The sequence below is a fragment of the Streptomyces mutabilis genome (assembly GCF_046628145.1).
Taxonomy (GTDB): Bacteria; Actinomycetota; Actinomycetes; order Streptomycetales; family Streptomycetaceae; genus Streptomyces; species Streptomyces mutabilis.
The window spans coordinates 1,965,540-1,989,988 of record NZ_CP176874.1; the positions used below are offsets into that span (position 1 = coordinate 1,965,540).

General features: G+C 71.7%; 17 protein-coding genes. 4 read left to right on the forward strand and 13 right to left on the reverse strand.

The window, feature by feature from the left end; all coding sequences use genetic code 11:
- Positions 1-16: 16 nt before the first annotated feature.
- Positions 17-2,578 (forward strand): FtsX-like permease family protein, encoded by a 2,562-nt coding sequence (locus tag ACLIN4_RS08715; RefSeq protein WP_411575638.1) that lies wholly within the window; start codon positions 17-19, stop codon positions 2,576-2,578.
- 30 nt (positions 2,579-2,608) lie between these two features.
- Here the strand turns inward: ACLIN4_RS08715 and pgi are convergent, their stop codons facing one another.
- The 11 genes from pgi to uvrC form a co-directional block, all read right to left on the reverse strand.
- Positions 2,609-4,261 (reverse strand): glucose-6-phosphate isomerase, encoded by a 1,653-nt coding sequence (gene pgi / locus ACLIN4_RS08720; RefSeq protein WP_307652984.1) that lies wholly within the window; start codon positions 4,259-4,261, stop codon positions 2,609-2,611.
- 92 nt (positions 4,262-4,353) lie between these two features.
- Positions 4,354-4,641: an RNA polymerase-binding protein RbpA gene (locus tag ACLIN4_RS08725; RefSeq protein ID WP_373420308.1), complete on the reverse strand. Its 288-nt coding sequence runs from the start codon at positions 4,639-4,641 to the stop codon at positions 4,354-4,356.
- A gap of 266 nt (positions 4,642-4,907) precedes the next feature.
- Complete coding sequence (gene secG / locus ACLIN4_RS08730) at positions 4,908-5,138, reverse strand: preprotein translocase subunit SecG (protein WP_019331045.1); 231 nt, start codon at positions 5,136-5,138, stop codon at positions 4,908-4,910.
- A 130-nt stretch (positions 5,139-5,268) separates the two neighbouring features.
- Positions 5,269-6,045: a triose-phosphate isomerase gene (gene tpiA, locus ACLIN4_RS08735; RefSeq protein WP_411575639.1), complete on the reverse strand. Its 777-nt coding sequence runs from the start codon at positions 6,043-6,045 to the stop codon at positions 5,269-5,271.
- Positions 6,046-6,050: 5 nt separating this feature from the next.
- The gene (locus ACLIN4_RS08740; protein WP_100047808.1) at positions 6,051-7,262 is read right to left on the reverse strand and encodes a phosphoglycerate kinase; all 1,212 of its coding nucleotides are present in this window, start codon (positions 7,260-7,262) and stop codon (positions 6,051-6,053) included.
- A 142-nt stretch (positions 7,263-7,404) separates the two neighbouring features.
- Positions 7,405-8,412, reverse strand: a complete 1,008-nt coding sequence (gene gap / locus ACLIN4_RS08745; protein ID WP_019331048.1) for a type I glyceraldehyde-3-phosphate dehydrogenase — start codon at positions 8,410-8,412, stop codon at positions 7,405-7,407.
- Between the two features lie 227 nt (positions 8,413-8,639).
- Positions 8,640-11,594, reverse strand: coding sequence for a M14 family metallopeptidase (locus ACLIN4_RS08750; RefSeq protein ID WP_107478316.1), 2,955 nt, complete (start codon positions 11,592-11,594; stop codon positions 8,640-8,642).
- A gap of 210 nt (positions 11,595-11,804) precedes the next feature.
- Positions 11,805-12,797, reverse strand: a complete 993-nt coding sequence (whiA, locus tag ACLIN4_RS08755) for a DNA-binding protein WhiA (protein WP_043374250.1) — start codon at positions 12,795-12,797, stop codon at positions 11,805-11,807.
- On the reverse strand, positions 12,788-13,879 hold the full coding sequence (locus ACLIN4_RS08760) for a gluconeogenesis factor YvcK family protein (RefSeq protein WP_289910900.1): 1,092 nt from the start codon (positions 13,877-13,879) through the stop codon (positions 12,788-12,790). Before ACLIN4_RS08760 ends, whiA begins: the two co-directional genes overlap by 10 nt.
- Positions 13,876-14,892 carry an RNase adapter RapZ gene (gene rapZ, locus ACLIN4_RS08765; protein ID WP_100047806.1) on the reverse strand — a complete coding sequence of 339 codons (1,017 nt, stop codon included), beginning with the start codon at positions 14,890-14,892 and terminating at the stop codon, positions 13,876-13,878. The genes ACLIN4_RS08760 and rapZ overlap by 4 nt, the downstream gene beginning before the upstream one ends.
- Entirely contained in the window at positions 14,889-17,030 is a 2,142-nt protein-coding gene (uvrC, locus tag ACLIN4_RS08770) for an excinuclease ABC subunit UvrC (RefSeq protein ID WP_289910903.1), read from the reverse strand. The genes rapZ and uvrC overlap by 4 nt, the downstream gene beginning before the upstream one ends.
- Positions 17,031-17,460: 430 nt before the next feature.
- On the opposite strand from uvrC, the gene ACLIN4_RS08775 reads away from it, so the two are divergent.
- Positions 17,461-18,411 (forward strand): hypothetical protein, encoded by a 951-nt coding sequence (locus ACLIN4_RS08775; protein ID WP_269958337.1) that lies wholly within the window; start codon positions 17,461-17,463, stop codon positions 18,409-18,411.
- Between the two features lie 24 nt (positions 18,412-18,435).
- Here ACLIN4_RS08775 and ACLIN4_RS08780 read toward each other — a convergent pair whose 3' ends face one another.
- Positions 18,436-18,861, reverse strand: coding sequence for a Rieske (2Fe-2S) protein (locus ACLIN4_RS08780; protein WP_289910907.1), 426 nt, complete (start codon positions 18,859-18,861; stop codon positions 18,436-18,438).
- Between the two features lie 275 nt (positions 18,862-19,136).
- Here ACLIN4_RS08780 and ACLIN4_RS08785 point away from each other — a divergent pair, with 275 nt between their 5' ends.
- A complete protein-coding gene (locus tag ACLIN4_RS08785; protein WP_289910909.1) occupies positions 19,137-20,201 on the forward strand; it encodes a LacI family DNA-binding transcriptional regulator in 1,065 nt (354 codons plus the stop codon).
- Positions 20,198-21,106 carry a carbohydrate kinase family protein gene (locus ACLIN4_RS08790; RefSeq protein WP_269958339.1) on the forward strand — a complete coding sequence of 303 codons (909 nt, stop codon included), beginning with the start codon at positions 20,198-20,200 and terminating at the stop codon, positions 21,104-21,106. Before ACLIN4_RS08785 ends, ACLIN4_RS08790 begins: the two co-directional genes overlap by 4 nt.
- Positions 21,107-21,254: 148 nt before the next feature.
- Here ACLIN4_RS08790 and uvrA read toward each other — a convergent pair whose 3' ends face one another.
- Positions 21,255-24,275 carry an excinuclease ABC subunit UvrA gene (gene uvrA / locus ACLIN4_RS08795; protein WP_107478321.1) on the reverse strand — a complete coding sequence of 1,007 codons (3,021 nt, stop codon included), beginning with the start codon at positions 24,273-24,275 and terminating at the stop codon, positions 21,255-21,257.
- Positions 24,276-24,449 lie beyond the last annotated feature (174 nt).

The window sequence follows — 24,449 nt, forward strand, 5'->3', positions numbered from 1 at the left end:
CGGAGGGCTGAGGCCCGTGCGAGCCACTCTGCGCTGGGCCCACTCCGATCTGCGCACGCACCGGGGCGAGGCGCTGTTCCTCGTCCTCGCCACCGCCGGGATCGTCGCGTCGCTGCTGCTGGCCACGGCCCTGTTCGGGTACGCGACCAACCCCTGGCAGCGGGTCTTCACGCAGGCCCGCGGCGCGCACGTCTGGCTGCACACCGACCGCGCCGCCGACACCGGTGAGCTGGCCGCGCTGGACGGCGTCCAGGACGTCGCCGGCCCCTATCCGACCGCCTCCGCCACCGTCGCCGTACGCGGCACCCGGGCCTCGGTCGAGCTGCGCGGCACCTCCGAGGTGCCCGAGGTGGGGCGTCCGCTGATCACCGCCGGGCACTGGCTCGACGCCGACGAGCCCGACGGGGTGGTGCTGGAGAGCCGGCTCGCCCGCGCGCTGCTCGCCCAGCCCGGCGACACCCTCACCCTGCCCGGCACCCCGCGCACCCTCACGGTGCTCGGCATCGCCGACAGCCCCGAACGCCGCTACCGGCCGGGCGAGCAGCCGGGCCTGGTGTGGGCGCCGTCGGCCGCGGTGTCCGAGCCCGGCGGGCAGGTGATCGGGCTGCGGCTGACCGATCCCGGGGAGACGGACTACGCCGTGCAGCGAGCGGTGACCGTGCTGGGCGCCGGTGCGATCGGGCAGGTCTCCACCTGGGAGCAGGCCCGTGCGGAGGTGCAGGGCGACAACCGGCTGCTCGGTCAGGTCCTCGGCCTGTTCGGGCTGGGCGCGCTGCTCGCCGCGGGGTTGGCGGTGCACGGGGCGATCGGCACCCGTATCCGCGGTCATCTGCGGGACATCTCGGTGCTGAAAGCGATCGGCTTCACGCCGGGGCAGGTGACGCGGGTCTTCCTGCTCCAGCACCTCGCCTACGCGCTGCTCGGCGCGGTGGCCGCCGCCGGGCTCACGCAGGCCCTCGGCAGCCGGGTGCCGGGGCGGCTCGGGGACGCGGTCGGCGTGTGGCAGGGGCTGCCCGGACACACCGTCGCGCTGTTCGCCGTGCCGGCGTGCGCGGTCCTGTTCATCGGCGCCACCACCGGCCTCGCGGCGTGGCGGGCGGGCCGGGTGCCGCCGGTTCCGCTGCCGCGTCCGGCGGCGGCACAGGGCGGCGGGCTGTCCGGGGCGGCCCGGAGGGTGCTGGGGGTGCGGGTGCGGGTGCGGGCGCCGGGGCGTGGTGACCGGGGCGCCGGGGAGCCCGGCGTCCGGACCGCCACGGTCTCCGGCACGCCCGCCCCGGCGAAGCCCGGCACCCCGGGCCCCGGGGACGCCGACCTCTCGGGCAGCGGAGGCAGCGACAGCCCAGGCACTGGAGAGATCGACGTCCCGAGCCCTGCCGAGCCCGGGGACCCGGGCAGCCGCGGGGCCGGCACCGGCCGCCGCGGAGCGGCCGGTGAACAGGCACCCGGCACGCGCCGACTGGAGCTGCGCGTGCCGCCCGCGCTCGTCCTCGGCTGGCACAAGGCCTTCGCCCGCCGCCCGCGCTCGTTCGCCGCGGTCGCGCGCCTGACGCTGCCGCTGCTGCTGATCGTGGTCGCGATGAGCGCGTGGACCACGATCGACCGCTTCCACGACCACCCCGAGCGGATCGGTCTGCCGACCGCCCTCACCGTCCGCGCCGAGGCCGGTGCGGATACGGCCGGCACCAGGGCCCTGCTGGAACGCGACCCCGAGGTCGCCGCCGCCTACCCGGGTGTCGAGGTGGCCGCCCTGGTGCCGGGGCAGACCGCGACGATCGCCCTGCGCGGGCTCGGCACCCGGGAGGACCCGTACCCGTACGCCCTGGCCGAGGGCCGCCGCGCACACGGACCCGACGAGGCGGTGGCCGGGCAGGGGCTGCTGGACCTGCTGGAGGTGGAGGTCGGCGACTGGGTGCGGATGACCGTCGGCGACCAGCCGCAGGTCCTGCACATCGTGGGCCGCAGCATCGAGCCGGAGAACGCGGGCCGGGTCATCTCCACCTCGCTGGACACCCTCCGGGAGAACGACCCTCGGCTCGAGCCGACCCTCCACCAGCTGCGCCTGCGCGCGGGCGCCGACCCGGACGAGGTGGCCGGGCGCCTCGCCGAGGCCGGGCACGGACGGCTCGACGTGCACGCCGTGGCGAACCCGGCCGACGGGCTCTCCCCGCTGCGCGGAGTCGTCGTCGGGCTGATCGCCGTCCTCGCCCTCGTCGGGCTGATCGAACTGCTCACCGCGATCGGCGGCACCGTCCGGGAGAGCGAACGCGACCTGCTCGCACTCAAGGCGATCGGGCTGTCACCGCGCCAGATCACCGGCATCACGGTCACGGCCACCGGCTTCACCGCCCTGGCGGCCGTGCTCCTCGCCGCCGTCCTCGGGCTGCCGCTCGCGCACTGGCTGATCGACGCCCAGGGCGCCTCCAGCGGCATCGGCGCGGGCATCGCCCAGGCCCCCTCCCCCGTTCTCCTCGTGCTCGTGGGCGCGGCGGCCGTGCTCGGCGCGGCGGCGCTGGCCGCGGTGCCCGCGGCGCGGGCGGCCCGGCGCCGCCTCGCGGACACGCTGAGCGCGGTGGCCTGACCGGGACCGGCCGGGCCACCGCGCCCCGGCTCACCGCCGGCCGCGCAGCTCCCGGTAGGCGGCGACCAGTGCCTCGGTGGAGGCGTCCAGGCCGGGGACCTCGGCGCCTTCGGTGAGGGCGGGTTCGACGCGCTTGGCGAGCACCTTGCCCAGTTCGACGCCCCACTGGTCGAAGGAGTCGATGTTCCAGACGGCGCCCTGCACGAACACCTTGTGCTCGTAGAGGGCGACGAGCTGGCCGAGCACCGACGGGGTCAACTCGCGGGCGAGGATCGTGGTCGTCGGGTGGTCGCCCTTGAACGTCTTGTGCGGGACCAGCTCCTCCGGGACGCCCTCGGCGCGTACCTCGTCGGGCGTCTTGCCGAAGGCGAGGGCCTGGGTCTGGGCGAAGAAGTTGGCCATCAGCAGGTCGTGCTGGGCCTTCAGCTCGTCGCTCAGCTCGGCGACCGGCTCGGCGAAGCCGATGAAGTCCGCCGGGATCAGCTTCGTGCCCTGGTGGATCAACTGGTAGTAGGCGTGCTGCCCGTTGGTGCCCGGCGTGCCCCACACCACCGGCCCGGTCTGCCACTCCACCTCGCGCCCGTCGCGGCCGACGTACTTGCCGTTGGACTCCATGTCCAGCTGCTGGAGGTAGGCCGTGAACTTCGACAGGTAGTGGCTGTACGGCAGGACCGCGTGCGACTGGGCGCCCATGAAGTTGCCGTACCAGATGCCCAGCAGGCCCATCAGCAGGGGCACGTTGGACTCGGCGGGGGCGGTGCGGAAGTGTTCGTCGACGATGCGGAAGCCGTCGAGCATTTCCCGGAAGCGGTCCGGGCCGATGGCGATCATCAGGGACAGTCCGATCGCCGAGTCGTAGGAGTAGCGGCCGCCGACCCAGTCCCAGAACTCGAACATGTTGGCCGTGTCGATGCCGAAGTCGGCGACCTTCTCGGCGTTCGTCGACAGGGCGACGAAGTGCTTGGCGACCGCCTTCTCGTCACCGAGCGCGTTCAGCAGCCAGGTCCGGGCGGAGGTGGCGTTGGTGACCGTCTCGATGGTGGTGAAGGTCTTGGAGGCGATGATGAACAGCGTCTCGGCGGGGTCCAGGTCACGGGTCGCCTCGTGCAGGTCGGCGCCGTCGACGTTGGAGACGAAACGGACCGTCAGGTCCCGGTCGGTGAAGCTGCGCAGCACCTCGTGGGCCATGGCGGGGCCCAGGTCGGAGCCGCCGATGCCGACGTTCACGACGTTCCTGATGCGCTTGCCGGTGTGGCCCTTCCACTCCCCGGAGCGGACCCGGTCGGCGAAGCCGGCCATCTTGTCCAGCACGGCGTGCACCTTGGGCACGACGTTCTCGCCGTCGACCTCGATCACCGCGTCCCGCGGGGCGCGCAGCGCGGTGTGCAGGACCGCCCGGTCCTCGGTGGTGTTGATCTTCTCGCCGCGGAACATGGCGTCACGCAGGCCGAAGACGCCGGTGGCGGCGGCCAGCTCGCGCAGCAGCCGCAGGGTCTCGTCGGTGACGAGGTGCTTGGAGTAGTCGACGTACAGGTCTCCCACCCGGAGCGTGCAGCCGGTACCGCGATCCGGGTCGGCGGCGAACAGCTCGCGCAGCCGCAACTCGCCGAGTTCCTCGCGGTGCTTGGCCAGCGCGGTCCATTCGGGCGTCTGGTTGAGCCTGGTACGGCCGTCTGCGTTCATGTCGGACGTCAGCCTTCTTCCTTGGGTGTCCCAGCTGTCCCGGCTGGTCCAACCTAATTGATCTGTACGGAAGAAGACCGACCGTGCGGGAACTAGAGCTCGCCCCGCAGCTTGGCGAGCGCCTCGGCGAGGATCGCCTCGCCGTCCGCGTCGCTGCGCCGCTCGCGCACGTACGCCAGATGCGTCTTGTAGGGCTCGGTGCGCGGCGGGTCCGGCGGGTTGTCCCGGTCCTGTCCGGCGGGGAAGCCGCAGCGCGGGCAGTCCCAGGTGTCCGGCACCTGTGCGTCGCTCGCGAAGCTCGGCTGTGTCTCGTGTCCGTTGGAGCACCAGAAGGAGATGCGCAGACGCGGCGCGGACTCGCCGCGCTCGGCCTCACCCATCGGCCCCGCCCCGACCCGGCTCCCCCGGATCGCGTTGCCACTTGCCACGGTGTAACTCCCTGCGTGATGGTGCCGCGAAGCGAGTCGGCGTTTCGCTTCGCTGCGAGGCGCCTCAGTCTACGTAAGGCCCAACGCGCGTCCAGTGGTTGGAGTTACAAGCCCAAGCGCCCAGACGCAAGCCCCATGATAGGCGGCGCCGTGCGGCGCGTACCGAACATGGGGCTTTACGTGTGGAAGTGCGTGACGTGTCAGAAGTTCGCCACGTGTCAGTTGTTCGCCTTCATCAGCAGGCCGAGCACCATGATGCACGCGAACCACAGCAGACCGACCACCACGGTGATCCGGTCGAGGTTGCGCTCGGCGACCGAGGAGCCGCCGACGGAGGACTGCATGCCGCCACCGAACATGTCGGAGAGGCCGCCGCCCTTCCCCTTGTGCATCAGCACCAGCAGCATCAGCAGCGCGCTGAAGACGATCAGGGCGATCGAGAACCCCAAAACCACGGCTGGACCAACTTCCTCGGATTCGGATGAACGACGGGGGCACGGTGCAACAGGCCACCATGCCCCCGCAAGGGTACGACGTATCGCCGCTACCGCATACTCACCGGTCGACCCGCCGGTCGGCTCACTGGTCGCGGAAGCGGACGATCTTGACGAACTCGTCCGAGTCCAGCGAGGCACCGCCGACCAGGGCGCCGTCGATGTCGGCCTGCGCCATGATCTCGGCGACGTTGCCGGACTTGACGGAGCCGCCGTACTGGATGCGGACCTTGTCGGCCAGCTCCTGGGAGTACAGCTCGGCGAGCTTGCCCCGGACGGCCGCGCAGACCTCCTGGGCGTCCTCGGCGCCGCAGACCTTGCCGGTGCCGATCGCCCACACGGGCTCGTAGGCGATCACGATCGTCTCGGCCTGCTCGGCCGAGAGGTCCTTCAGGCCGCCCTCGACCTGGGCGAGGGTGTGGGCGACGTGGTTGCCCGCCTCGCGGACGTCCAGCTCCTCGCCGACGCACAGGATCGGGGTCAGACCGTGCTTGTAGGCGGCCTTGACCTTGGCGTTCACCAGCTCGTCGGTCTCGGCGTGGTACTGCCGGCGCTCGGAGTGGCCGATCGCGACGTAGGTGCAGCGGAGCTTGGCCAGCATCGGGCCGGAGATCTCGCCGGTGTAGGCGCCGCCGTCGTGGGCGGAGACGTCCTGGGCGCCGTACTTGATCTTCAGCTTGTCGTGCTCGACCAGGGTCTGCACCGAGCGCAGGTCGGTGAAGGGGACGAGGACGGCGACCTCGACGGCGTCGTAGTCCTTGTCCGCGAGGGCGAAGGCGAGCTTCTGAACGTGGGCGATGGCCTCGAGGTGGTTGAGGTTCATCTTCCAGTTGCCCGCCATCAGCGGCGTGCGGGTGGTCATCGGGGTCAGTCCTCCAGTGCGGCGAGGCCGGGGAGCGTCTTGCCCTCGAGGTATTCGAGGGAGGCGCCGCCGCCGGTCGAGATGTGGCCGAATGCGTTCTCGTCGAAGCCGAGCGTGCGGACGGCAGCGGCGGAGTCGCCGCCGCCGACCACGGTGAAGCCCGGGGCGTCGACGAGGGCCTGGGCGACCGCCTTGGTGCCCTCGGCGTAGTCGGGGTGCTCGAAGACGCCCATGGGGCCGTTCCAGAAGACGGTGGCGGCGTCGGCGAGCTTCGAGGCGTACAGCTTGCGGGTCTCGGGACCGATGTCCAGACCCTCCTGGTCGGCGGGGATGGCGTCCGCGGCGACGGTGGTGGGGTTGGCGGGGGCCTTGGTCTTCAGGTCCGGGAACTCGGAGGAGACCAGCACGTCGACGGGGAGGACCAGCTCGACGCCGTTCTTCTCCGCGCGCTCGATGTACTCCTTGACGGCCGGGATCTGGTCCTCCTGGAGGAGGGAGATGCCGACCTCGTGGCCCTTGGCCTTGAGGAAGGTGTACGCCATGCCGCCGCCGATCAGGAGGCGGTCGGCCTTGCCGAGCAGCTGGTCGATGACGGCGAGTTTGTCGGAGACCTTGGCGCCGCCGAGGGCGACCACGTAGGGGCGCTGGACGTCGTCGGTGAGCTTCTTCAGGACGCCGACCTCGGTGGCGATGAGGTAGCCGGCGTAGTGCGGCAGCCGCTTCGGCAGGTCGAAGACGGAGGCGTGCTTGCGGTGCACGGCTCCGAAGCCGTCGCCGACGTAGACGTCCGCGAGGCCGGCCAGCCTGTCGGCGAAGGCGGCGCGCTCGCTCTCGTCCTTGCTGGTCTCGCCGGCGTTGAAGCGCAGGTTCTCGATGACCGCGACCCGGCCGTCGGAGAGGCCGGAGACGGTGGCCTCGGCGGAGGTGCCGACCGTGTCCTCGGCGAAGGCGACGTCGGTGCCGAGCAGCTCACCGAGGCGGGCGGCGGCCGGGGCCAGGGAGAAGGCGGGGTCCGGGGCGCCCTTGGGGCGGCCCAGGTGCGAGGCGACGATCACGCGCGCGCCCGCGTCGGCCAGGGCCTTGACGGTGGGCACCACGGCGCGGATGCGGCCGTCGTCGGTGATGGTGGTGCCGTCCAGCGGCACGTTGAGGTCGGCGCGGACGAAGACGCGCTTGCCGGTGACGCCTTCGGAGAGCAGTTCGTCGATCGTCTTCATGCAGTGGGCTCCTGGGTTCTCGGATCGCTCGTGATCCTACGAGGGCTGGTCGCTGCGGACGCGACGCAGGGCCCGGACAGCGCGGCCTTGCGCTGCCCGAGCCCTGCTGTCACATGCGAGGTGCCTGCTGAGTCCGGCTGGATCAGAGCTGGTTGCCGACGAAGACCGTGAGGTCGACGAGGCGGTTGGAGTAGCCCCACTCGTTGTCGTACCAGCCGATGACCTTCACGTTCTTGCCGTCCTGGACCATGGTCAGGGACGAGTCGAAGGTGCAGGACGCCGGGGCGTTGACGATGTCCGAGGAGACGATCGGGTCCTCGGTGTACTCCAGGATGCCCTTGAGCTCGCCCTCGGCGGCCTTCTGGAAGGCGGCGTTGACCTCTTCCTTGGTGACCTCGCGGCCGAGCTCCAGGACGAGGTCGGTGACCGAGCCGGTCGGGACCGGGACGCGCATGGCGATGCCGTCCAGCTTGCCCTTGAGCTGCGGGAGGACCAGCGCGGTGGCCTTGGCGGCACCCGTGGTGGTCGGGATGATGTTCTCCGCGGCGGCACGGGCGCGGCGCAGGTCCTTGTGCGGGAAGTCCAGGATGCGCTGGTCGTTCGTGTACGCGTGGACCGTCGTCATCAGGCCCTTGACGATGCCGAAGTTCTCGTCGAGGACCTTGGCCATCGGCGCCACACAGTTGGTGGTGCAGGAGGCGTTGGAGATGACGTGGTGGTTCGCCGGGTCGTACTTGTCCTGGTTGACGCCCATCACGATGGTGACGTCCTCGTCCTTGGCCGGGGCCGAGATGAGGACCTTCTTCGCGCCGCCCGCGATGTGCTTCTCGGCGTCGGCCTTCTTGGTGAAGATGCCGGTCGACTCGATGACGATGTCGACACCCAGCTCGCCCCACGGGATGTCGGCGGGGTTGCGCTCGGCGAGGACCTTGATGGTCTTGTCGCCGACCGTGATGGTGTCCTCGGTGTGCGAGACCTCGTACGGGAGGCGCCCGAGGATGGTGTCGTACTTCAGCAGATGCGCGGTGGTCGCGGTGTCACCCAGGTCGTTGACAGCCACGATCTCGATGTCTGCACCCTGCTCCAGCAGCGCGCGGAAGTAGTTACGACCGATGCGGCCAAAGCCGTTGATGCCTACGCGGATCGTCACGAACCGATCTCCTCGTTGGTACGCCGGCCCGATGTGCCGGCGAGCTGTATTTGGGATGTCCCCGACCACCTCCGACCCTACCTCTCCGGGGCCTCGGGGGTGACATCGAGACGGCCCATTCCCGGCAGGGCGGCCCGTACCCGCCAGTAGGGGTACGGACCGCCCGGGGTCACGGGGACCGATCACCCGATTTCGCTACACCGTGCCAGTCCCCCGCGTCACGGATTTCACTCGTCCAGGGCACGCAGCGCCTGCCGGACCAGCGCGGTCCGGGCGGCCGGCTCGGTGAGGTGTTCCAGGCCGAAGCCGAGCAGCACGGTGTCGTCCGTGGTAACCGCGCCGTAGGTCTGGAACAGGGTCCCGGTGCGGGTCCAGTCCTTCAGGACGGCGGGGCTGCCGGCGGGCGGTCCTGCCACCTGCCAGGCGCCGAGCGAGGTCTCGAAACCCTCGGTCTGCGTCGCCGTGCCGCCGACCACGAGCGAGGCGTCGTCGGCGAGGACGCCGCGTCCGCCGCTGCCGGGGTCGGTGACGTAGGCGATCGACACCTCGACGGACTTCCCGGCGTAGGCGCTCAGGTCGAACTCGACCTGCCGCCAGCCGCCCGAGGAGCCGGTGAGGCTGTTCCACTGCCCGGTGGTGCCGGTGGCGGTGCAGCCGTCGTCGGACAGGGTGAGGTAGTGCTCCAGCCAGGGGTGCTCGCCCATGTAGAAGCCGGCTCCGCACTCGGACGGCACGGCGGTGCCGGTCGCGCCGCCGGCCTCGGGGAGCGTGGTCCAGTCGTCGGCGCCGGTGGTGTGCGCCTCGACCAGGGCGTGGTCGTAGCCGCGTTCGGTGTCCCACAGGAGCTGGGTGCGCAGGGTGGGACGGTCGGCGGCGGTGACGCCGGTGAGGTCGACGGTGCGGGTGAGGCGCTTGTAGGCGTCGTCGGTGTGGACGGCGGCGGCCATCCACTCGCCCGCGTAGGGCCCGTACGGGTTGACGGTCCCGGCGAACTTCCCGGCCCCCTCGCTCGCGAACTGGGGGTAGGTGTCGGCGGGCAGCTGGTCCGAGGTGACGCTGAAGGTCCCGGCGGCGTCCAGCGGATTGCCGGGGGCGTCGCCGAGCTGTCCGGTGGTGCCGCCGAGCTTGCCGGAGCCGGTGAATCCGGTGGCTCCGGGGGTGGCGGTGCGGGTGTAGGCGCCCAGGTAGTACTGGCTGAAGTCGTCGGACGGTGTGCCGTCACCGAGGTCGACGCTGCCGCCGGCCCGCTCGCCGGCCTCGATCAGCCGGCCGCCCTCGTTGAGGTAGGCGCGCAGCTGGAGCTGGGTGGCGTTGCCCGGGGTCGCCGCGCCGGTGTAGTGGACGACGGTGTCGAAGTGGCCGAGGACGCCGAGCGCGTCGGGCGCGCCCTGGGTGGCGACGTCCCAGACGGCCGCCCGCTTGCCGTTGGCCTTGAGCGCGTCCACGTAGGTCTTGGTCTGCGTGGCCCTGGCTCCCTCCTCGGCGACGACGAGGACGTCCGCGCGGGGCCGCTCGGCGATCGTGTAGGTGAAGTGCTCGCTCTCGGTCCGCTTGCCCTGCTTGGTCTCGCCGGTGAACCAGACCTCGACCTCGTCGCCGCGGTCACCGTCCTTGACCTCGGCCCGGTACTCGTCGAAGTAGAGGTTGTCCTCGCCGCCGTACGTCTCGCCGCCCCGCCAGGGCTTCAGGGCCATGTCGTGGACGCGTCCGCCGTTGACGCGGTACTTCAGCTCCTTGTCGCGCACCGACTTGCGCACGACGACGGAGACCTCCTGGTCGGCGCCGCGCGAGTAGGACGTGGTGAAGGGGGCCGGGGTGAAGTCGGCGGCCTCGATGCCGACGGAGGAGGACGGCCGGTCGGGGTGCGCGGCGGACTCCGCGACGGAGAGCGCGAAGGGGATGTTCTTCTCGAACTCCTCCTGGATCAGCTTCTCGTCGTCGGGGAAGTTGAAGCCGGACTGGCAGTCGCTCGCCTTCCACTCGTCGTCGGGGTACTGGTCGGAGATGGTCTGGCAGGTGGACATCTCCGGGGTGAACATCGCCATGCCGTTGACGTTCGCGGCGTGGCCGTCCGCCTCGCCGTTGGTGGTGTACAGCTCCGAGGAGACCTGCGGGCGGTAGCCGGGAATCGCGGAGTTCTCGGGCGTGCCGGCGAGCGCCTCGTAGAGGACGTCGTCCGGGGTGTGCGTGGCGACCTGCCAGCCGACGCCGTAGAGGAGGAGTTCGGCGGCGGAGTGGTAGTTGATGCCGTACGCGAAGCCGACCCGCTTCTGGAAGGCGTCCAGGGCCTTGGTCTCGGGCTCGGAGTTCGGGCCTGCGCCGCGATAGGTCTGGCTGGTGGGGTTCGGGGACGAGCCCTCGTCGTCGTAGCCCCACTTGTAGGCGAAGTTGCGGTTGAGGTCGACGCCGTCGCCGGTGCCGATGGTGCCGTCGCCGTTGACGTCCCGCAGGTTCTTGCGCCACAGACGGTTGTCGGTGTCCTCGAAGGTGTAGTCGTAGCCGTCGGGGTTGGCCGACAGCAGGAACCACAGTTCGGTGGAGTCGACCAGCTTCCTGATCCGCCGGTCCTTCTCGTAGTTGTCCAGGTAGTGGTGCATCAGCCGCCGGGTCATCTCCGGGGTGATCCACTCACGCGCGTGCTGGTTGGACATGTAGAGGACGGCGGGCTTGGAGCCGTCCCGGGTCCGGTCCGCGTGCTTGGTGAGCTTGAGGGCGAGGATGTCCTTGCCGTTCACCGTCTTGCCGATGGAGACGACCTTGGTGAGGCGGGGGTGCTCCTGCGCGGTGCGCAGGATCTCCTCCCTGAGGCCGCCGCTGCCGCTGTACGGGCGGAAGACGCCTTCGGCGGCGTCCTCGACCCGCTCGGCGGCCCGGGTGGAGAGGGTGTGCTCCTTGAGGTCGACGCCCTGCTTCTCCAGTTTCCCGGCCTGCTGGTCGGTGAGGTAGACCTCGACGGTGGCGGTGCCCTGGTCGGGGACCTGCTCACCGAGTTCGTGGCCGTCCTGGCCGGCGGCCAGCAGCAGGGGTACCTGCTCCTGGGTGACGTCGGCCCGGAAGACCTTCACCTCGTCCGCGTCCGTGTCCGCGGGGCCCGAGGGTTGTGCCTGGGCGATGGGTGCGAAGCTCGCTCCGCCGATCAGGAGCGCGCCGACGGCGAGGATCGATCTCGCTCTTCGTCTCATGAACCCCCCTAGATGGGGCCTGTCCGACAGGCCTGGGTTCGCCACAGCAGCGAACAGATGCCAGGCTCATGACAGCTCATGATCGAGTCAAGAGCACGGCAAGGACACGCGAAAGCCGGTGCGGGTCACCCAAGTGGGCGCTCGCACCGGCTGGTTGTCGACCCGTGTGCCGTGGGGGCCGGCGTGTGCGGCGGGCCGGCGCGCGTTCGGTCAGCCGACGAGGTTGTCCGCCAGCTCCTCCTCGCCGAGGTTGGCGTCCGTGCCGGGAATGCCGAGGTCGGAGGCCCGCTTGTCGGCCATGGCCAGCAGGCGGCGGATGCGGCCGGCGACCGCGTCCTTGGTCAGCGGCGGGTCGGCGAGGGCGCCCAGCTCCTCCAGGGAGGCCTGCTTGTGCTCCATGCGCAGCCGGCCCGCGGCGGCGAGGTGCTCCGGCACGTCGTCGGCGAGGATCTCCAGGGCCCGCTGGACCCGGGCACCCGCGGCGACGGCCGCGCGGGCCGAGCGGCGCAGGTTGGCGTCGTCGAAGTTGGCGAGGCGGTTGGCGGTGGCCCGGACCTCGCGGCGCATCCGCCGCTCCTCCCAGGCCAGCACGGAGTCGTGCGCGCCGAGCCGGGTGAGCAGGGCGCCGATCGCGTCGCCGTCGCGGACGACGACCCGGTCCACCCCGCGCACCTCGCGGGCCTTCGCGGCGATCGACAGCCGGCGGGCGGCGCCGACCAGGGCGAGCGCGGCCTCGGGACCCGGGCAGGTGACCTCCAGGGAGGAGGACCGGCCGGGCTCGGTGAGCGAACCGTGCGCCAGGAACGCGCCGCGCCAGGCGGCCTCGGCGTCGCACGTGGCCCCCGAGACCACCTGCGGCGGCAGACCGCGGATCGGCCGGCCCCGCCCGTCGACCAGGCCGGTCTGCCGGGCGAGCTGGTCACCGCCCGCGACCACCCGAACGACGTAACGCGAACCGCGGCGCAGCCCGCCGGGCGCCATCACGATCAGCTCGGAACTGTGCCCGAAGATCTCCAGGATGTCCCGCTTGAGCCGCCGCGCCGCGTTCGCGGTGTCCAGCTCCGCCTCGATCACGATGCGCCCGCTCACCAGGTGAAGGCCGCCGGCGAACCGCAGGACGGCGGAGACCTCCGCCTTTCTGCAGCAGGTCCGGGTGACGGGGAGCCGGGAGATCTCGTCCTTCACCGCTGCCGTCATCGCCATGGGCCGATCCTTCCATGCATCCGAAAAATACGGTCGTACGCGGCGGCCAGCAGCTCCGGGTCGTGCCTCGGGGTCCCGTCGGTCCGGGCGACCGGAGCCAGTTCGACCGCGGCGCCGAACCGTTTCGCGGCGTCGGTGAGCGAGTCACGGTCGGGCACGGCGGCCTCGTCGGCCAGCACCACGTCCAGGGCGAGTTTAGGGGCGTGTCGTCCCAAAACCTCCAAATGACGCTGCGGGGAGAAGCCCTCGGTTTCTCCGGGCTGCGGAGCGAGGTTCAGGGAGAGCACCCGGCGGGCCTTGGTCTCGACGAGGGCGTCGAGCAGGTCGGGCACGAGCAGGTGCGGGATGACGGAGGAGAACCAGGAGCCGGGGCCGAGCACCACCCAGTCCGCGTCCAGGACGGCATCGACCGCCTCGGGGACGGCCGGCGGGTCGTTCGGCACCAGGTGCACGGACTGGACCTCGCCGGGGGTGAGCGCCACGGTCGCCTGCCCGCGCACGGTGTCCACCTCGTCGGGCCGGCCCGGGTCGTGCCCCTTGACCAGGGCCTGGAGCTCCAGCGGCACCGCGGACATGGGCAGCACGCGCCCGTGCGCGCCGAGCAGCTTGCCGACCAGGTCCAGGGCCTGGACATGGTCGCCGAGCTGCTCCCACAGGGCGACGATCAGCAGATTGCCGACCGCGTGCTCGTGCAGGTCGCCCTGGGACTGGAAGCGGTGCTGGATCACGCGGGCCCAGGTCTGGCCCCAGTCGTCGTCCCCGCACAGCGCGGCCAGCGCCTTGCGCAGGTCGCCGGGCGGCAGGACGCCCAGCTCGTCGCGGAGGCGCCCGCTGGAGCCGCCGTCGTCGGCCACGGTGACGACGGCGGTGAGGTCGCCGGTGATCCGGCGCAGCGCGGCGAGCGAGGCGGACAGACCCATGCCGCCGCCGAGCGCGACGACCTTGGGCTGGGCGCCCCGGCGGCGCGGCTTGCCGCCGCGCGCCTGCTCGGGCCGGGCGGCGCGGGCCTCGGCGGGTCTGCCGCCGCGCCCTTCGGGCACCACCCGGCGCAGCCTGCTCAGCCGCGGAGTACGTCTTGTCATTCCCGTCCCATGTCCCGGTGGACGACCACCGTCTCCACGCCCTCGGCGGCGAGCCGGGCGGCGAGCTTCTCCGACATGGCCACGGACCGGTGCTTGCCGCCGGTGCAGCCGACGGCGACGGTCACATAGCGCTTGCCCTCCCGACGGTAACCCGCGGCGATCATCTGGAGCAGCTCGGTGTAGCGGTCGAGGAACTCCTTGGCCCCCGGCTGATTGAGGACGTACGAGGACACCTCCTCGTTCAGGCCGGTGAACGGGCGCAGCTCCGGGACCCAGTGCGGGTTGGGCAGGAAGCGCATGTCCACGACCAGGTCGGCGTCGACCGGGAGGCCGTACTTGAAGCCGAAGGACATGACGGTGGCCCGCAGCTCGGGCTCCTCATCGCCCGCGAACTGGGCGTCCATCTTGGCGCGCAGCTCGTGCACGTTGAGGCTGGAGGTGTCGATCACCAGGTCGGCGTCGCCGCGCAGCTCGCGCAGCAGCTCCCGCTCGGCGGCGATGCCGTCCACGATGCGGCCGTCGCCCTGGAGGGGGTGCGGTCGGCGCACCGACTCGAAGCGGCGCACCAGCGCCTCGTCGGAGGACTCCAGGAAGACGATCCGCCGGGTGACGCCGCGGGCGTCGAGGTCGGCGAGGGATTCGCGCAGGTTGTCGAAGAAGCGCCGGCCGCGGACGTCGACGACGACCGCGATCCGCGCCACGTTGCCCTGCGAGCGGGCGCCGAGCTCCACCATGGTGGGGATCAGCGCGGGCGGGAGGTTGTCCACGACGAACCAGCCGAGGTCCTCCAGACACTTGGCGGCCGTCGAGCGGCCGGCTCCGGACATGCCGGAGATGATCACCAGCTCGGGGATGGCCGCTTCGTGCGCCCCGGCTGTTTCCTTGCCCGTACTCACCTGTGCTCCGTCGTCCTGGCGCGGGTCCGGTCCGGCCGTCCGCGGGTCCGCGTCCTCGCCGGCCGTGCCGTGGGCCTGTTCTCGTCCCGCTGTGGGCTGTGCCTCGTGCTCGGTCATCTCTCCTGCCCCCGTCGTTCGTCCGGGGTGCCCGCGGACACGGGCTCCCCCGGGGCATCCGCCGTCGTCTCGGGTGCCCCGTCCTCGTCATCCATGATCTCTCCGGTCGCCGTGTTCACGGCGGGTGCGGCCGGGGTGGCGCGGGCGAGGGCCACGGCGACGGTCTCCGCCGTCTTGCGGCCTATGCCGGGCACCTCGCAGATCTGGTCGATCGTCGCCGACCTGAGCTTCTTCACCGAACCGAAGTGCTTGATCAGCGCCTGCTTGCGGGTCTCCCCGAGGCCCGGCACATCGTCCAGCGGACTCGACCGGAAGCGCTTGGCCCGCTTGGTGCGCTGGTAGGTGATCGCGAAACGGTGGGCCTCGTCGCGGACCCGCTGGAGCAGGTAAAGGCCCTCGCTGGTGCGGGGCAGGACGACCGGGTCGTCCTCACCGGGCACCCACACCTCCTCCAGCCGCTTGGCGAGACCGCAGACGGCGATGTCGTCGATGCCGAGCTCGTCCAGCGCCCGCTGGGCCGCCGCGACCTGCGGCTGCCCGCCGTCGACGACGACGAGCTGGGGCGGGTAGGCGAAGCGCTTGGGACGGCCGTCGTCGTCCTTCAGGGCCGGGCCGTCGGTGAGGACGTCGCCGTCGTCCGGGGTGACCGGGCCGTCCGTGAGGTCCCGCCCGTTCGGGCGCTGCTCGTCGCCGCCCGCCTCCGTCCCGTTCGGACCGTCCGCCCACTCGCCGGTCCTCTCCTTCTCGGCGAGGTAGCGGCGGAAGCGGCGTGTGATGACCTCGTGCATGGAACGGACGTCGTCCTGACCGCGGAAGCCCTTGATCTGGAACCGGCGGTATTCGCTCTTCCGGGCCAGTCCGTCCTCGAAGACGACCATGGAGGCCACCACGTCGTCGCCCTGGAGGTGGGAGATGTCGTAGCACTCGATCCGCAGCGGGGCGCTGTCCAGGTCCAGCGCTTCGGCGATCTCCTCCAGCGCGCGCGAGCGGGTGGTCAGGTCGGAGGCGCGCTTGGTCTTGTGCAGGACCAGCGCCTGCTGGGCATTGCGCTGGACGGTCTCCATCAGCGCCTTCTTGTCGCCGCGCTGCGGGATGCGCAGCGACACGCCCGACCCCCGCCGTTCGGTCAGCCACTGCTGGACCGGCTCCACCGGGTCGGGCAGGGCCGGGACCAGGACTTCCTTGGGGACGGCGTCCCCCCTCTCCTCGCCGTACAGCTGCTGGAGGGCGTGCTCGACCAGGGCGCCGGTGGTGATCTCCTCCACCTTGTCCGTGACCCAGCCGCGCTGACCGCGCACGCGTCCGCCGCGCACGTGGAAGATCTGGACGGCCGCCTCCAGCTCGTCCTCGGCGACCGCGATCAGGTCGGCGTCGGTGGCGTCGGCGAGGACGACCGCGCTCTTCTCCATGGCCTTCTTCAGGGCACCGATGTCGTCGCGCAGGCGCGCCGCCCGCTCGTACTCCATCTCCTCGGCCGCCTCGGCCATCTGCCGCTCCAGGCGGCGCAGGTAGGTGCCCGTGCGGCCGGCCATGAAGTCGCAGAACTCCTCGGCGAGCTCCTGGTGGTCCTCGGCGGAGATCCGCTCCACGCAGGGCGCCGAGCACTTGCCGATGTAGCCGAGCAGGCAGGGGCGGCCGGTGCGGGCAGCGTTCTTGAAGACGCCGGCGGAGCAGGTGCGGACCGGGAAGACGCGGAGGAGGAGGTCGACCGTGTCGCGGATCGCCCAGGCGTGTCCGTACGGTCCGAAGTAGCGCACGCCCTTCTTCTTGTGGCCGCGCATCACCTGCACGCGCGGGAACTCCTCGTTCATCGTCACCGCGAGGTACGGGTAGCTCTTGTCGTCGCGGTACTTGACGTTGAACCGGGGGTCGTACTCCTTGATCCAGGAGTACTCCAGCTGCAGCGCCTCGACCTCCGTGGACACCACCGTCCACTCCACGGACGCGGCGGTGGTGACCATGGAGCGCGTGCGGGGGTGCAGGTTCGCCAGGTCCTGGAAGTAGTTGGCCAGGCGCTGGCGCAGGCTCTTCGCCTTTCCGACGTAGATCACCCGGCGGTGCTCGTCGCGGAACCTGTACACCCCCGGGGTGTCCGGGATCTCTCCCGGCCTGGGGCGGTAGCTGGAGGGGTCGGCCATGACTCACACCCTACTGGCGGGGACCGACACCGCGGCGGGGCTGTGGACGACGGGCGAGGGGTCCTGTGGACAACTCTTGTCCGGGCCTGTGGGAGCCCTGCGGCGGGGCCCCACGGGGGCGCGTGGACGACGGTCCGAGGGACGCGTGCACGGCGCGTCGCGCGGCCGGGGAGAGACGGTCCGGGGCCCGTCGGTCACGCCGGGTGCCCCTGGGGTGACGGGCCGGTGCGTTCTCGGCCAGGAGCGTGTCACGGTCGCGCTTCAGGTGTTGTCGCGACTGGGTCAACACGCTTCAATGCGGGGGGAATCGGGGCCCAGAAGCACGGCGTACGGATGTGAAGACCGCTGCGCCGCGACCCGGGGGCGGCCCCGGTCGATCCGCGTCGAACGGTCTGACCAGCCGTCGTGTCCTTCACAGAAAGGCCCCTGCATGCCGCACGCCACCCAGCACATGGACGTCGCCACCGCGGAACTCGACTCGGCCCTGCGCGGTGGCCCCTTCCACGTGGCACTGCGCGCCGCGATCGCCGCTCGCGGACTGCCGCTGCAGCGTGTGCAGCACCACCTGTCGCGCTACGGCGTGAAGGTGGGCGTCACGAGTCTCAGCTACTGGCAGCAGGGCGCCCGGCGCCCGCAGCGTCCGGAGTCGCTGCGAGCCGTGCGGGCCCTGGAGGAGATACTCCAGCTGCCCGAGGAGTCGCTGATACGCCTGCTCGCCGAGGCCGAGGAGCACCCCGCGGACCAGCGGCCCGCCGCCCGCTCCTACCGCGCCCACGTAGAGGCCTCCGGCGTCCTGGAACGGCTGCTGGCCGAGCTGGACCATCCGTCGTCGGACGGCGGGATGCACACCCTCGGGCACCACGAACGGATCCGGATCGGAGCCCGCCGCGAGCTCGCCGGCCGTGAGTCGCACCACATCGTCCGCGCCCACCGCGAAGGCGTCGACCGCTTCGTCGCCGTCCACCACGGCGACCCGGGCTGCGCTCCCGCGCGGATGACCGTCCACGCGCTGGAGAACTGCCGCACGGGGCGTGTCCGCACCCACCACGACACCGGCGTGCTCGTGACCGAGCTGCTCTTCGACACGCGTCTGCGGGCCGGGGACACCTACCTCTTCCGCTACGGCGTCGAGGACGGCACGGCCGGGGTGAGCCGCGAGTACGTCCGCGGGTTCGGCGGCGCGGGCGGGCAGTACGCCCTCCAGGTGCGGTTCGACGCAGCGGCCCTGCCGGTGCGCTGCCACCGGTTCACTCAGCACTCGCCGGCGGCTCCGCGCGGCGGCCGTCAGGAACTCGTCCTCAGCGGGCAGCACCACTCGGTGCACCTCGTGGAGCCACGGGTGCGGTCGGGGATGCTGGGGATCGGGTGGGACTGGGAGTGAGCGGGCCGCTCCGGCGCCGACCGGTCAGGTTCCCGGGCTCGCGACGATCCGGCCCTGCTTCACCTCGACCGGCAGTTCGATGAGCGGCACGGTCGCCGGGGCGTGCAGCACCTCGCCGGTCCGGGCGTCGAACTCGCTGCCGTGACAGGGGCAGACGAGTTTCGTTCCGTCCAGCTTCTTGATGGGGCACCCCGCGTGCGTGCAGACCGTGCTGAACGCCTTCAAGGTGCCGTCCTCGGCCCGGCTGACCACCACGTTGTGATCCCGGTGCAGCTCGGTCGCCCCCTTGGCGACCGAGCCGTCGGCGCCGAGGTCCACGGGTGCGGTGGGCCGGGCGGGCGCGGCGCCGTCGTCGCCCGGTGAACAGGCGGCCGCGCCGAGTCCGGCGACGGGCGTGAGGGCCGCCGTACGCAGGACGGTACGGCGGCTCGGGGCGGGACGGCCGGGCATGCGGGCTCCACTGGTCAGGGGGTGTGCAGGGCGACGATATCCGGCGGCCGGAGCCGTCCCGCGGGGTGGGTCGCGGGGCGGGCCGGGCGGATCCGGTGGCCCGAGGCGGCCCGCGGAGCGGGTCGCGCAAACGATTGCGCAAGCGCTTACGCGCCCGCTGCGGATGAGGTACGGTCCCGGCCAGTACGCACAGTGCGGTGCGGTGCGGCGGCCGGTGCGGCCGTACGCGGAATGGGGCGGCCCACGCGGCCGTACGCGGAGAGGGGAGCCCGTCGATGCCCACCATGGCCGATGTCGCGCGGAGCGCCGGGGTCTCCGTGGCGACCGTCTCGCACGTGCTCAACGACACCCGTCCGGTTCTCCCCCACACCCGTCAGGCGGTGCTCGACGCCGTCGAGGAACTCGGCTACACCCCGAACACCCTCGCCCGCTCCCTGGTGACCTCCCGTACCCGTTCCATCGGGCTCGCGGTGTCTGCGATCAGCAACCCGTACTTCACGGAGATCCTCCAGGGCGTGGAGGCAGCCGCCCTGGAACAGGGCTACGGTCTGCTCATCGCCGACCCGCACGACGACCCCGGACACGAGCGCGAGGTCGTCCGGCTGCTGCACGAGCGGCGCGTGGACGGCATGATCGTCGCGCCTTCCGCCGACCCGAGCGCTCTGGTCGCCTACCTCGGCCGCCACCGCGTTCCCGCCGTGTTCCTGGACCGGGTCGTGGACGCCCCGGTCGGCGACGGCGCTCCGCACTTCGACCAGGTCTGTGCCGAGGGCACCGAGCCGACGGCCCGGCTGGTCACCCATCTCGCCGGGCTCGGTCACCGCCGGATCGGCCTGGTCGCCGGTCGCCCGGGGCTCAGCACGACGCGCGAGCGGATCACCGGGTACCGGCACGGCCTCGCCGCCGCCGGGCTGCCCCACGACGAACGGCTCCTGGTCCACGGCGACTCCGAGGCGGCCGGCGGGGAACGGGCCACGGCCGCCCTGCTGTCCCTGGCGGTGCCGCCCACCGCGTTGGTCACCGCCAACAACGCGATGACCATCGGAGCGCTGCGCGCCCTGCGGGACCGCGGTCTGTCCGTGCCCGGCGACCTCGCCCTGTGCTGCTTCGACGACTTCCCCTGGGCGGACCTCTTCTCCCCCCGGCTCACGGCCGTGGCGCAGCCCAGCAGGGAGCTCGGCGCCCGGGCCGTCGAGATGCTGCTGGAACGCCTCGCCGCGCCGGACCGGCCCGCCCGGACCGTGCGGCTGCCGAGCGCCTTCGTCCACCGCACCTCGTGCGGCTGCCCCGAGCAGCCCGAGCAAGCCCCCGAATTGGCTCACGAAAGGACACTCCCGTGATCGTCGTCGCCGGTGAGGCCCTGATCGACCTGGTACCGCAGGGCACGGGCGCCCTCGCCGCGCTGCGGCCGGCGCTCGGTGGCGGGCCGTACAACACGGCCGTCGCGCTGGGCCGGCTCGGCTCCCCCGCCGCCTTCTGCTCCCGGGTGTCGTACGACGCCTTCGGCACGGCCCTGCTGGACCGGCTGCGCGAGACCGGCGTGGACGTGTCGCCCGTGCAGCGCGGGGCCGAGCCGACAACGCTCGCCGTCGCCTCGGTCGACGCGGACGGCTCGGCCGCGTACTCCTTCTACGTGGAAGGGACGGCGGACCGGCTGTTCTCGGTGCCCGCCGCGCTGCCGTCCGGTACCCGGGCGGTCTCCTTCGGGACCTGCTCGCTGGTGCTGGAGCCCGGGGCGAGCGCCTACGAGGAGCTGCTGCGCGAGACGGCCGCGCGGGGCGTGTTCACGGCACTGGACCCGAACATCCGGGCCGGGCTGATCCCGGACCCGGACGCCTACCGGGCCCGGTTCAAGAGCTGGCTGCCGTCGGTGTCGCTGCTGAAGCTGTCCGCCGAGGACGCCGAGTGGCTCGGCGGCAGCCCCCGCGAGTGGCTGGCGGCGGGTCCGGCGGCGGTCGTCGTCACCCGCGGCGGCGCCGGGATGACGGCGTACACCCGTGACGGGGGCGAGCACGCGGTGGCGGGCGAGCGGGTCGCCGTGGTCGACACGATCGGCGCGGGCGACACGGTGAACGCGGCGCTGCTGCACGGCCTCGCGGTGCGGGACGCGCTCAGTGAGGAGGCGGTGTCCGGGCTGGGGGCGGAAGGCTGGGCGGGGCTGCTGGGCTTCGCCGCCCGCGCGGCGGCGGTCACCTGCTCGCGGGCGGGCGCGGAGCCGCCGTACGCGCACGAGATCGCCGCCTGACGCCCGGCGGTGCGGGCCTGAGCGGTCGTGGTGCGTGTCGGCCTCGTGAACGACGCGGGTCCCGGACCGCGTGAACGACCCGCCGGGCCTCACGGGATCGTCCGTGGGGCCCGGCGGGTCGGTGCGTCCGGTGAGGTACCGGCTCGGCTCAGGCCTTGGTCGTCCGCGTGGTCCTCTTCGCGGCGGGCTTGGCGGCCTTGGTGGCGGCCTTCTTCGCCGTTGTGCCGGTGACCGCCTTGGTGGTGGTCTTCTTGGCGGACGCCTTCGCCGCGACCGTCTTCGCCGCCGCCTTGCGCGGGGCCTTCACCGGGGCCGCGTCGCTGATGCGGTCGGCGCCGAGAATGTCCCGCAGGAACTTGCCGGTGTGGCTGGCGGGCACGGCGGCGACCTGCTCGGGCGTGCCCTCGGCGACCACCAGGCCACCTCCGGCGCCGCCCTCGGGGCCCATGTCGACGACCCAGTCGGCGGTCTTGATCACGTCGAGGTTGTGCTCGATGACGATGACCGAGTTGCCCTTGTCGACCAGGCCGGACAGGACGGTCAGCAGCTTGCTGATGTCCTCGAAGTGAAGGCCGGTGGTCGGCTCGTCCAGGACGTAGACCGTGCGACCGGTGGAGCGGCGCTGCAGCTCGCTGGCGAGCTTGACGCGCTGCGCCTCACCGCCGGAGAGGGTGGTCGCGGACTGGCCGAGCCGGACGTAGCCGAGGCCGACGTCCTTGAGCGTCTTCATGTGCCGGGAGATCGCGGGGACCGCCTCGAAGAAGTCCGTGGCCTCCTCGATCGGCATGTTCAGGACGTCGGCGATGGACTTGCCCTTGTAGTGGACCTCCAGGGTCTCCCGGTTGTACCGGGCGCCGTGGCAGACCTCGCACGGGACGTAGACGTCCGGGAGGAAGTTCATCTCGATCTTGATGGTGCCGTCGCCCGCGCAGTTCTCGCAGCGGCCGCCCTTGACGTTGAAGGAGAAGCGGCCGGGCAGGTAGCCGCGGACCTTCGCCTCGGTGGTCTCGGCGAAGAGCTTGCGGATGTGGTCGAAGACGCCGGTGTACGTCGCCGGGTTGGACCGCGGGGTGCGGCCGATGGGCGACTGGTCGACGTGGACGACCTTGTCGACGAGGTCGTCGCCGTCCACGCGCGTGTGTCGGCCGGGCACGTTGCGCGCGCCGTTCAGCTCGCGGGCCAGGTGGGTGTACAGGATGTCGTTGACCAGGGTCGACTTGCCGGAGCCGGAGACGCCCGTGACCGCCGTGAAGACGCCGAGCGGGAAGGAGACGTCGATGTCCTGGAGGTTGTTCTCCCGGGCGCCGTGCACCGTGAGCTGCCGGGCCGGGTCGCGGGGGCGCCGGATGTCGGGCAGCGGGATGGCCTTCTTGCCGGACAGGTACAGACCGGTCTGCGATTCGGCGTTGTCGAGCAGCTCCTTCAGGGAGCCGCTGTGCACCACCTTGCCGCCGTGCTCGCCGGCGCCGGGGCCGATGTCGACGATCCAGTCGGCGACCTTGATGGTGTCCTCGTCGTGCTCGACGACGATGAGGGTGTTACCCATGTCGCGCAGCCGGACGAGGGTCTCGATCAGCCGGTGGTTGTCGCGCTGGTGCAGGCCGATGGACGGCTCGTCGAGGACGTAGAGCACGCCCACGAGCCCGGAGCCGATCTGGGTGGCCAGGCGGATGCGCTGGGCCTCGCCGCCGGAGAGGGTGCCGGCCGCGCGGTTCAGTGAGAGGTAGTCCAGGCCGACGTCGACCAGGAAGCGCAGCCGCTCGTTGACCTCCTTCAGCACGCGCTCGGCGATCTTCTTGTCGCGGGCGTTGAGCTTCAGCTCGCCCAGGAAGTCCGCGCAGTCGCTGATGGACATCGCCGAGACCTCGGCGATCGACTTGCCCATGACCGTGACCGCGAGGACGAGGGGCTTCAGGCGCGTGCCGTCACAGGTCGGGCAGGGCACCTCGCGCATGTAGCCCTCGAAGCGCTCGCGGCTGGCGTCGCTCTCGGCCTCGCTGTGCCGGCGCTTGACGAACGGGATCGCGCCCTCGAAGGCCGTGGTGTAGCGGCGCTCACGCCCGTACCGGTTGCGGTAGCGGACCTCGACCTGGGTCTTGTGCCCGTTCAGCAGGGCCTTGCGGGCGCGCAGCGGGAGGCCGGCGAAGGGGATGTCCGTCCGGAAGCCGAGCGCGTCGGCGAGGGCGCCGATCAGGCGGCCGAAGTAGTCCTTGGTGTGCCCGTGCGACCAGGGGTGGATGGCGCCCTCGTCGAGGGACTTCTCCTCGTCGGGGACGATCAGCTCGGGGTCGACCTCCATGCGCGTGCCGATGCCGGAGCAGTCGGGGCAGGCGCCGAAGGGCGAGTTGAAGGAGAAGGAGCGGGGCTCCAGCTCCTCGAAGGACAGGTCGTCGTACGGGCAGTACAGGTGCTCGGAGTACATGCGCTCGCGCTCGGGGTCGTCCTCCGGGAGGTCGACGAAGTCGAGGACGACCATGCCTCCGGAGAGGCCGAGGGCGGTCTCCACGGAGTCGGTGAGGCGGCGCTTGGCGGAGTCCTTCACCGTGAGGCGGTCGACGACCACCTCGATGGTGTGCTTCTCCTGCTTCTTGAGCGTGGGCGGGTTCGAGAGCTGGATCGTCTCGCCGTCGACCCGTGCTCGGGAGTAGCCCTTGGTCTGGAGGTCCGAGAAGAGGTCGACGAACTCGCCCTTGCGCTCGCGCACCAGCGGCGACAGCACCTGGAAGCGGCTGCCCTCCGGCAGCTCCAGGACCTTGTCGACGATGGCCTGCGGCGACTGGCGCGAGATCGGCCGGGAGCACTGAGGGCAGTGCGGCTTGCCGATCCGCGCGAAGAGCAGGCGCAGGTAATCGTAGACCTCGGTGATGGTGCCGACCGTGGAGCGCGGGTTGCGGGAGGTCGACTTCTGGTCGATGGAGACCGCCGGGGAGAGTCCCTCGATGAAGTCGACGTCCGGCTTGTCCATCTGGCCGAGGAACTGCCGGGCGTAGGAGGAGAGCGACTCCACGTAGCGCCGCTGACCCTCGGCGAAGATGGTGTCGAAGGCCAGGGAGGACTTGCCCGACCCGGACAGACCCGTGAAGACGATGAGCGAGTCACGAGGCAGGTCGAGCGAGACGTTCTTCAGGTTGTGCTCGCGCGCGCCACGGACGATGAGACGGTCGGCCACGCCGGTCCGCACCTTTCTTGAGAGAAGTGACAGGGGCGAGGCCCCCGTCTTTCTCAGACTAGGGGGAGCCACTGACAACGCCGGTCGGATTCACCGGTTGTCAACAAACCCCGACTTCCCAGCATGCCCGACGCCGCCTCCGACCATATAGCACGTGCATTCGAATTGCGGGGG

What these genes read in the sequence shown, in the direction of transcription:
- pgi (WP_307652984.1), bottom strand. Translation starts at nt 4,261, where the DNA reads ATGAACGCAGACGGCCGTACCAGGCTCAACCAGACGCCCGAATGGACC.
- ACLIN4_RS08725 (WP_373420308.1), bottom strand. Translation starts at nt 4,641, where the DNA reads ATGGGTGAGGCCGAGCGCGGCGAGTCCGCGCCGCGTCTGCGCATCTCC.
- tpiA (WP_411575639.1), bottom strand. Translation starts at nt 6,045, where the DNA reads ATGACCACCCGCACGCCGCTGATGGCGGGCAACTGGAAGATGAACCTC.
- ACLIN4_RS08740 (WP_100047808.1), bottom strand. Translation starts at nt 7,262, where the DNA reads ATGAAGACGATCGACGAACTGCTCTCCGAAGGCGTCACCGGCAAGCGC.
- ACLIN4_RS08750 (WP_107478316.1), bottom strand. Translation starts at nt 11,594, where the DNA reads ATGAGACGAAGAGCGAGATCGATCCTCGCCGTCGGCGCGCTCCTGATC.
- whiA (WP_043374250.1), bottom strand. Translation starts at nt 12,797, where the DNA reads ATGGCGATGACGGCAGCGGTGAAGGACGAGATCTCCCGGCTCCCCGTC.
- ACLIN4_RS08760 (WP_289910900.1), bottom strand. Translation starts at nt 13,879, where the DNA reads ATGACAAGACGTACTCCGCGGCTGAGCAGGCTGCGCCGGGTGGTGCCC.
- rapZ (WP_100047806.1), bottom strand. Translation starts at nt 14,892, where the DNA reads ATGACCGAGCACGAGGCACAGCCCACAGCGGGACGAGAACAGGCCCAC.
- uvrC (WP_289910903.1), bottom strand. Translation starts at nt 17,030, where the DNA reads ATGGCCGACCCCTCCAGCTACCGCCCCAGGCCGGGAGAGATCCCGGAC.
- ACLIN4_RS08775 (WP_269958337.1), top strand. Translation starts at nt 17,461, where the DNA reads ATGCCGCACGCCACCCAGCACATGGACGTCGCCACCGCGGAACTCGAC.
- ACLIN4_RS08780 (WP_289910907.1), bottom strand. Translation starts at nt 18,861, where the DNA reads ATGCCCGGCCGTCCCGCCCCGAGCCGCCGTACCGTCCTGCGTACGGCG.
- ACLIN4_RS08785 (WP_289910909.1), top strand. Translation starts at nt 19,137, where the DNA reads ATGCCCACCATGGCCGATGTCGCGCGGAGCGCCGGGGTCTCCGTGGCG.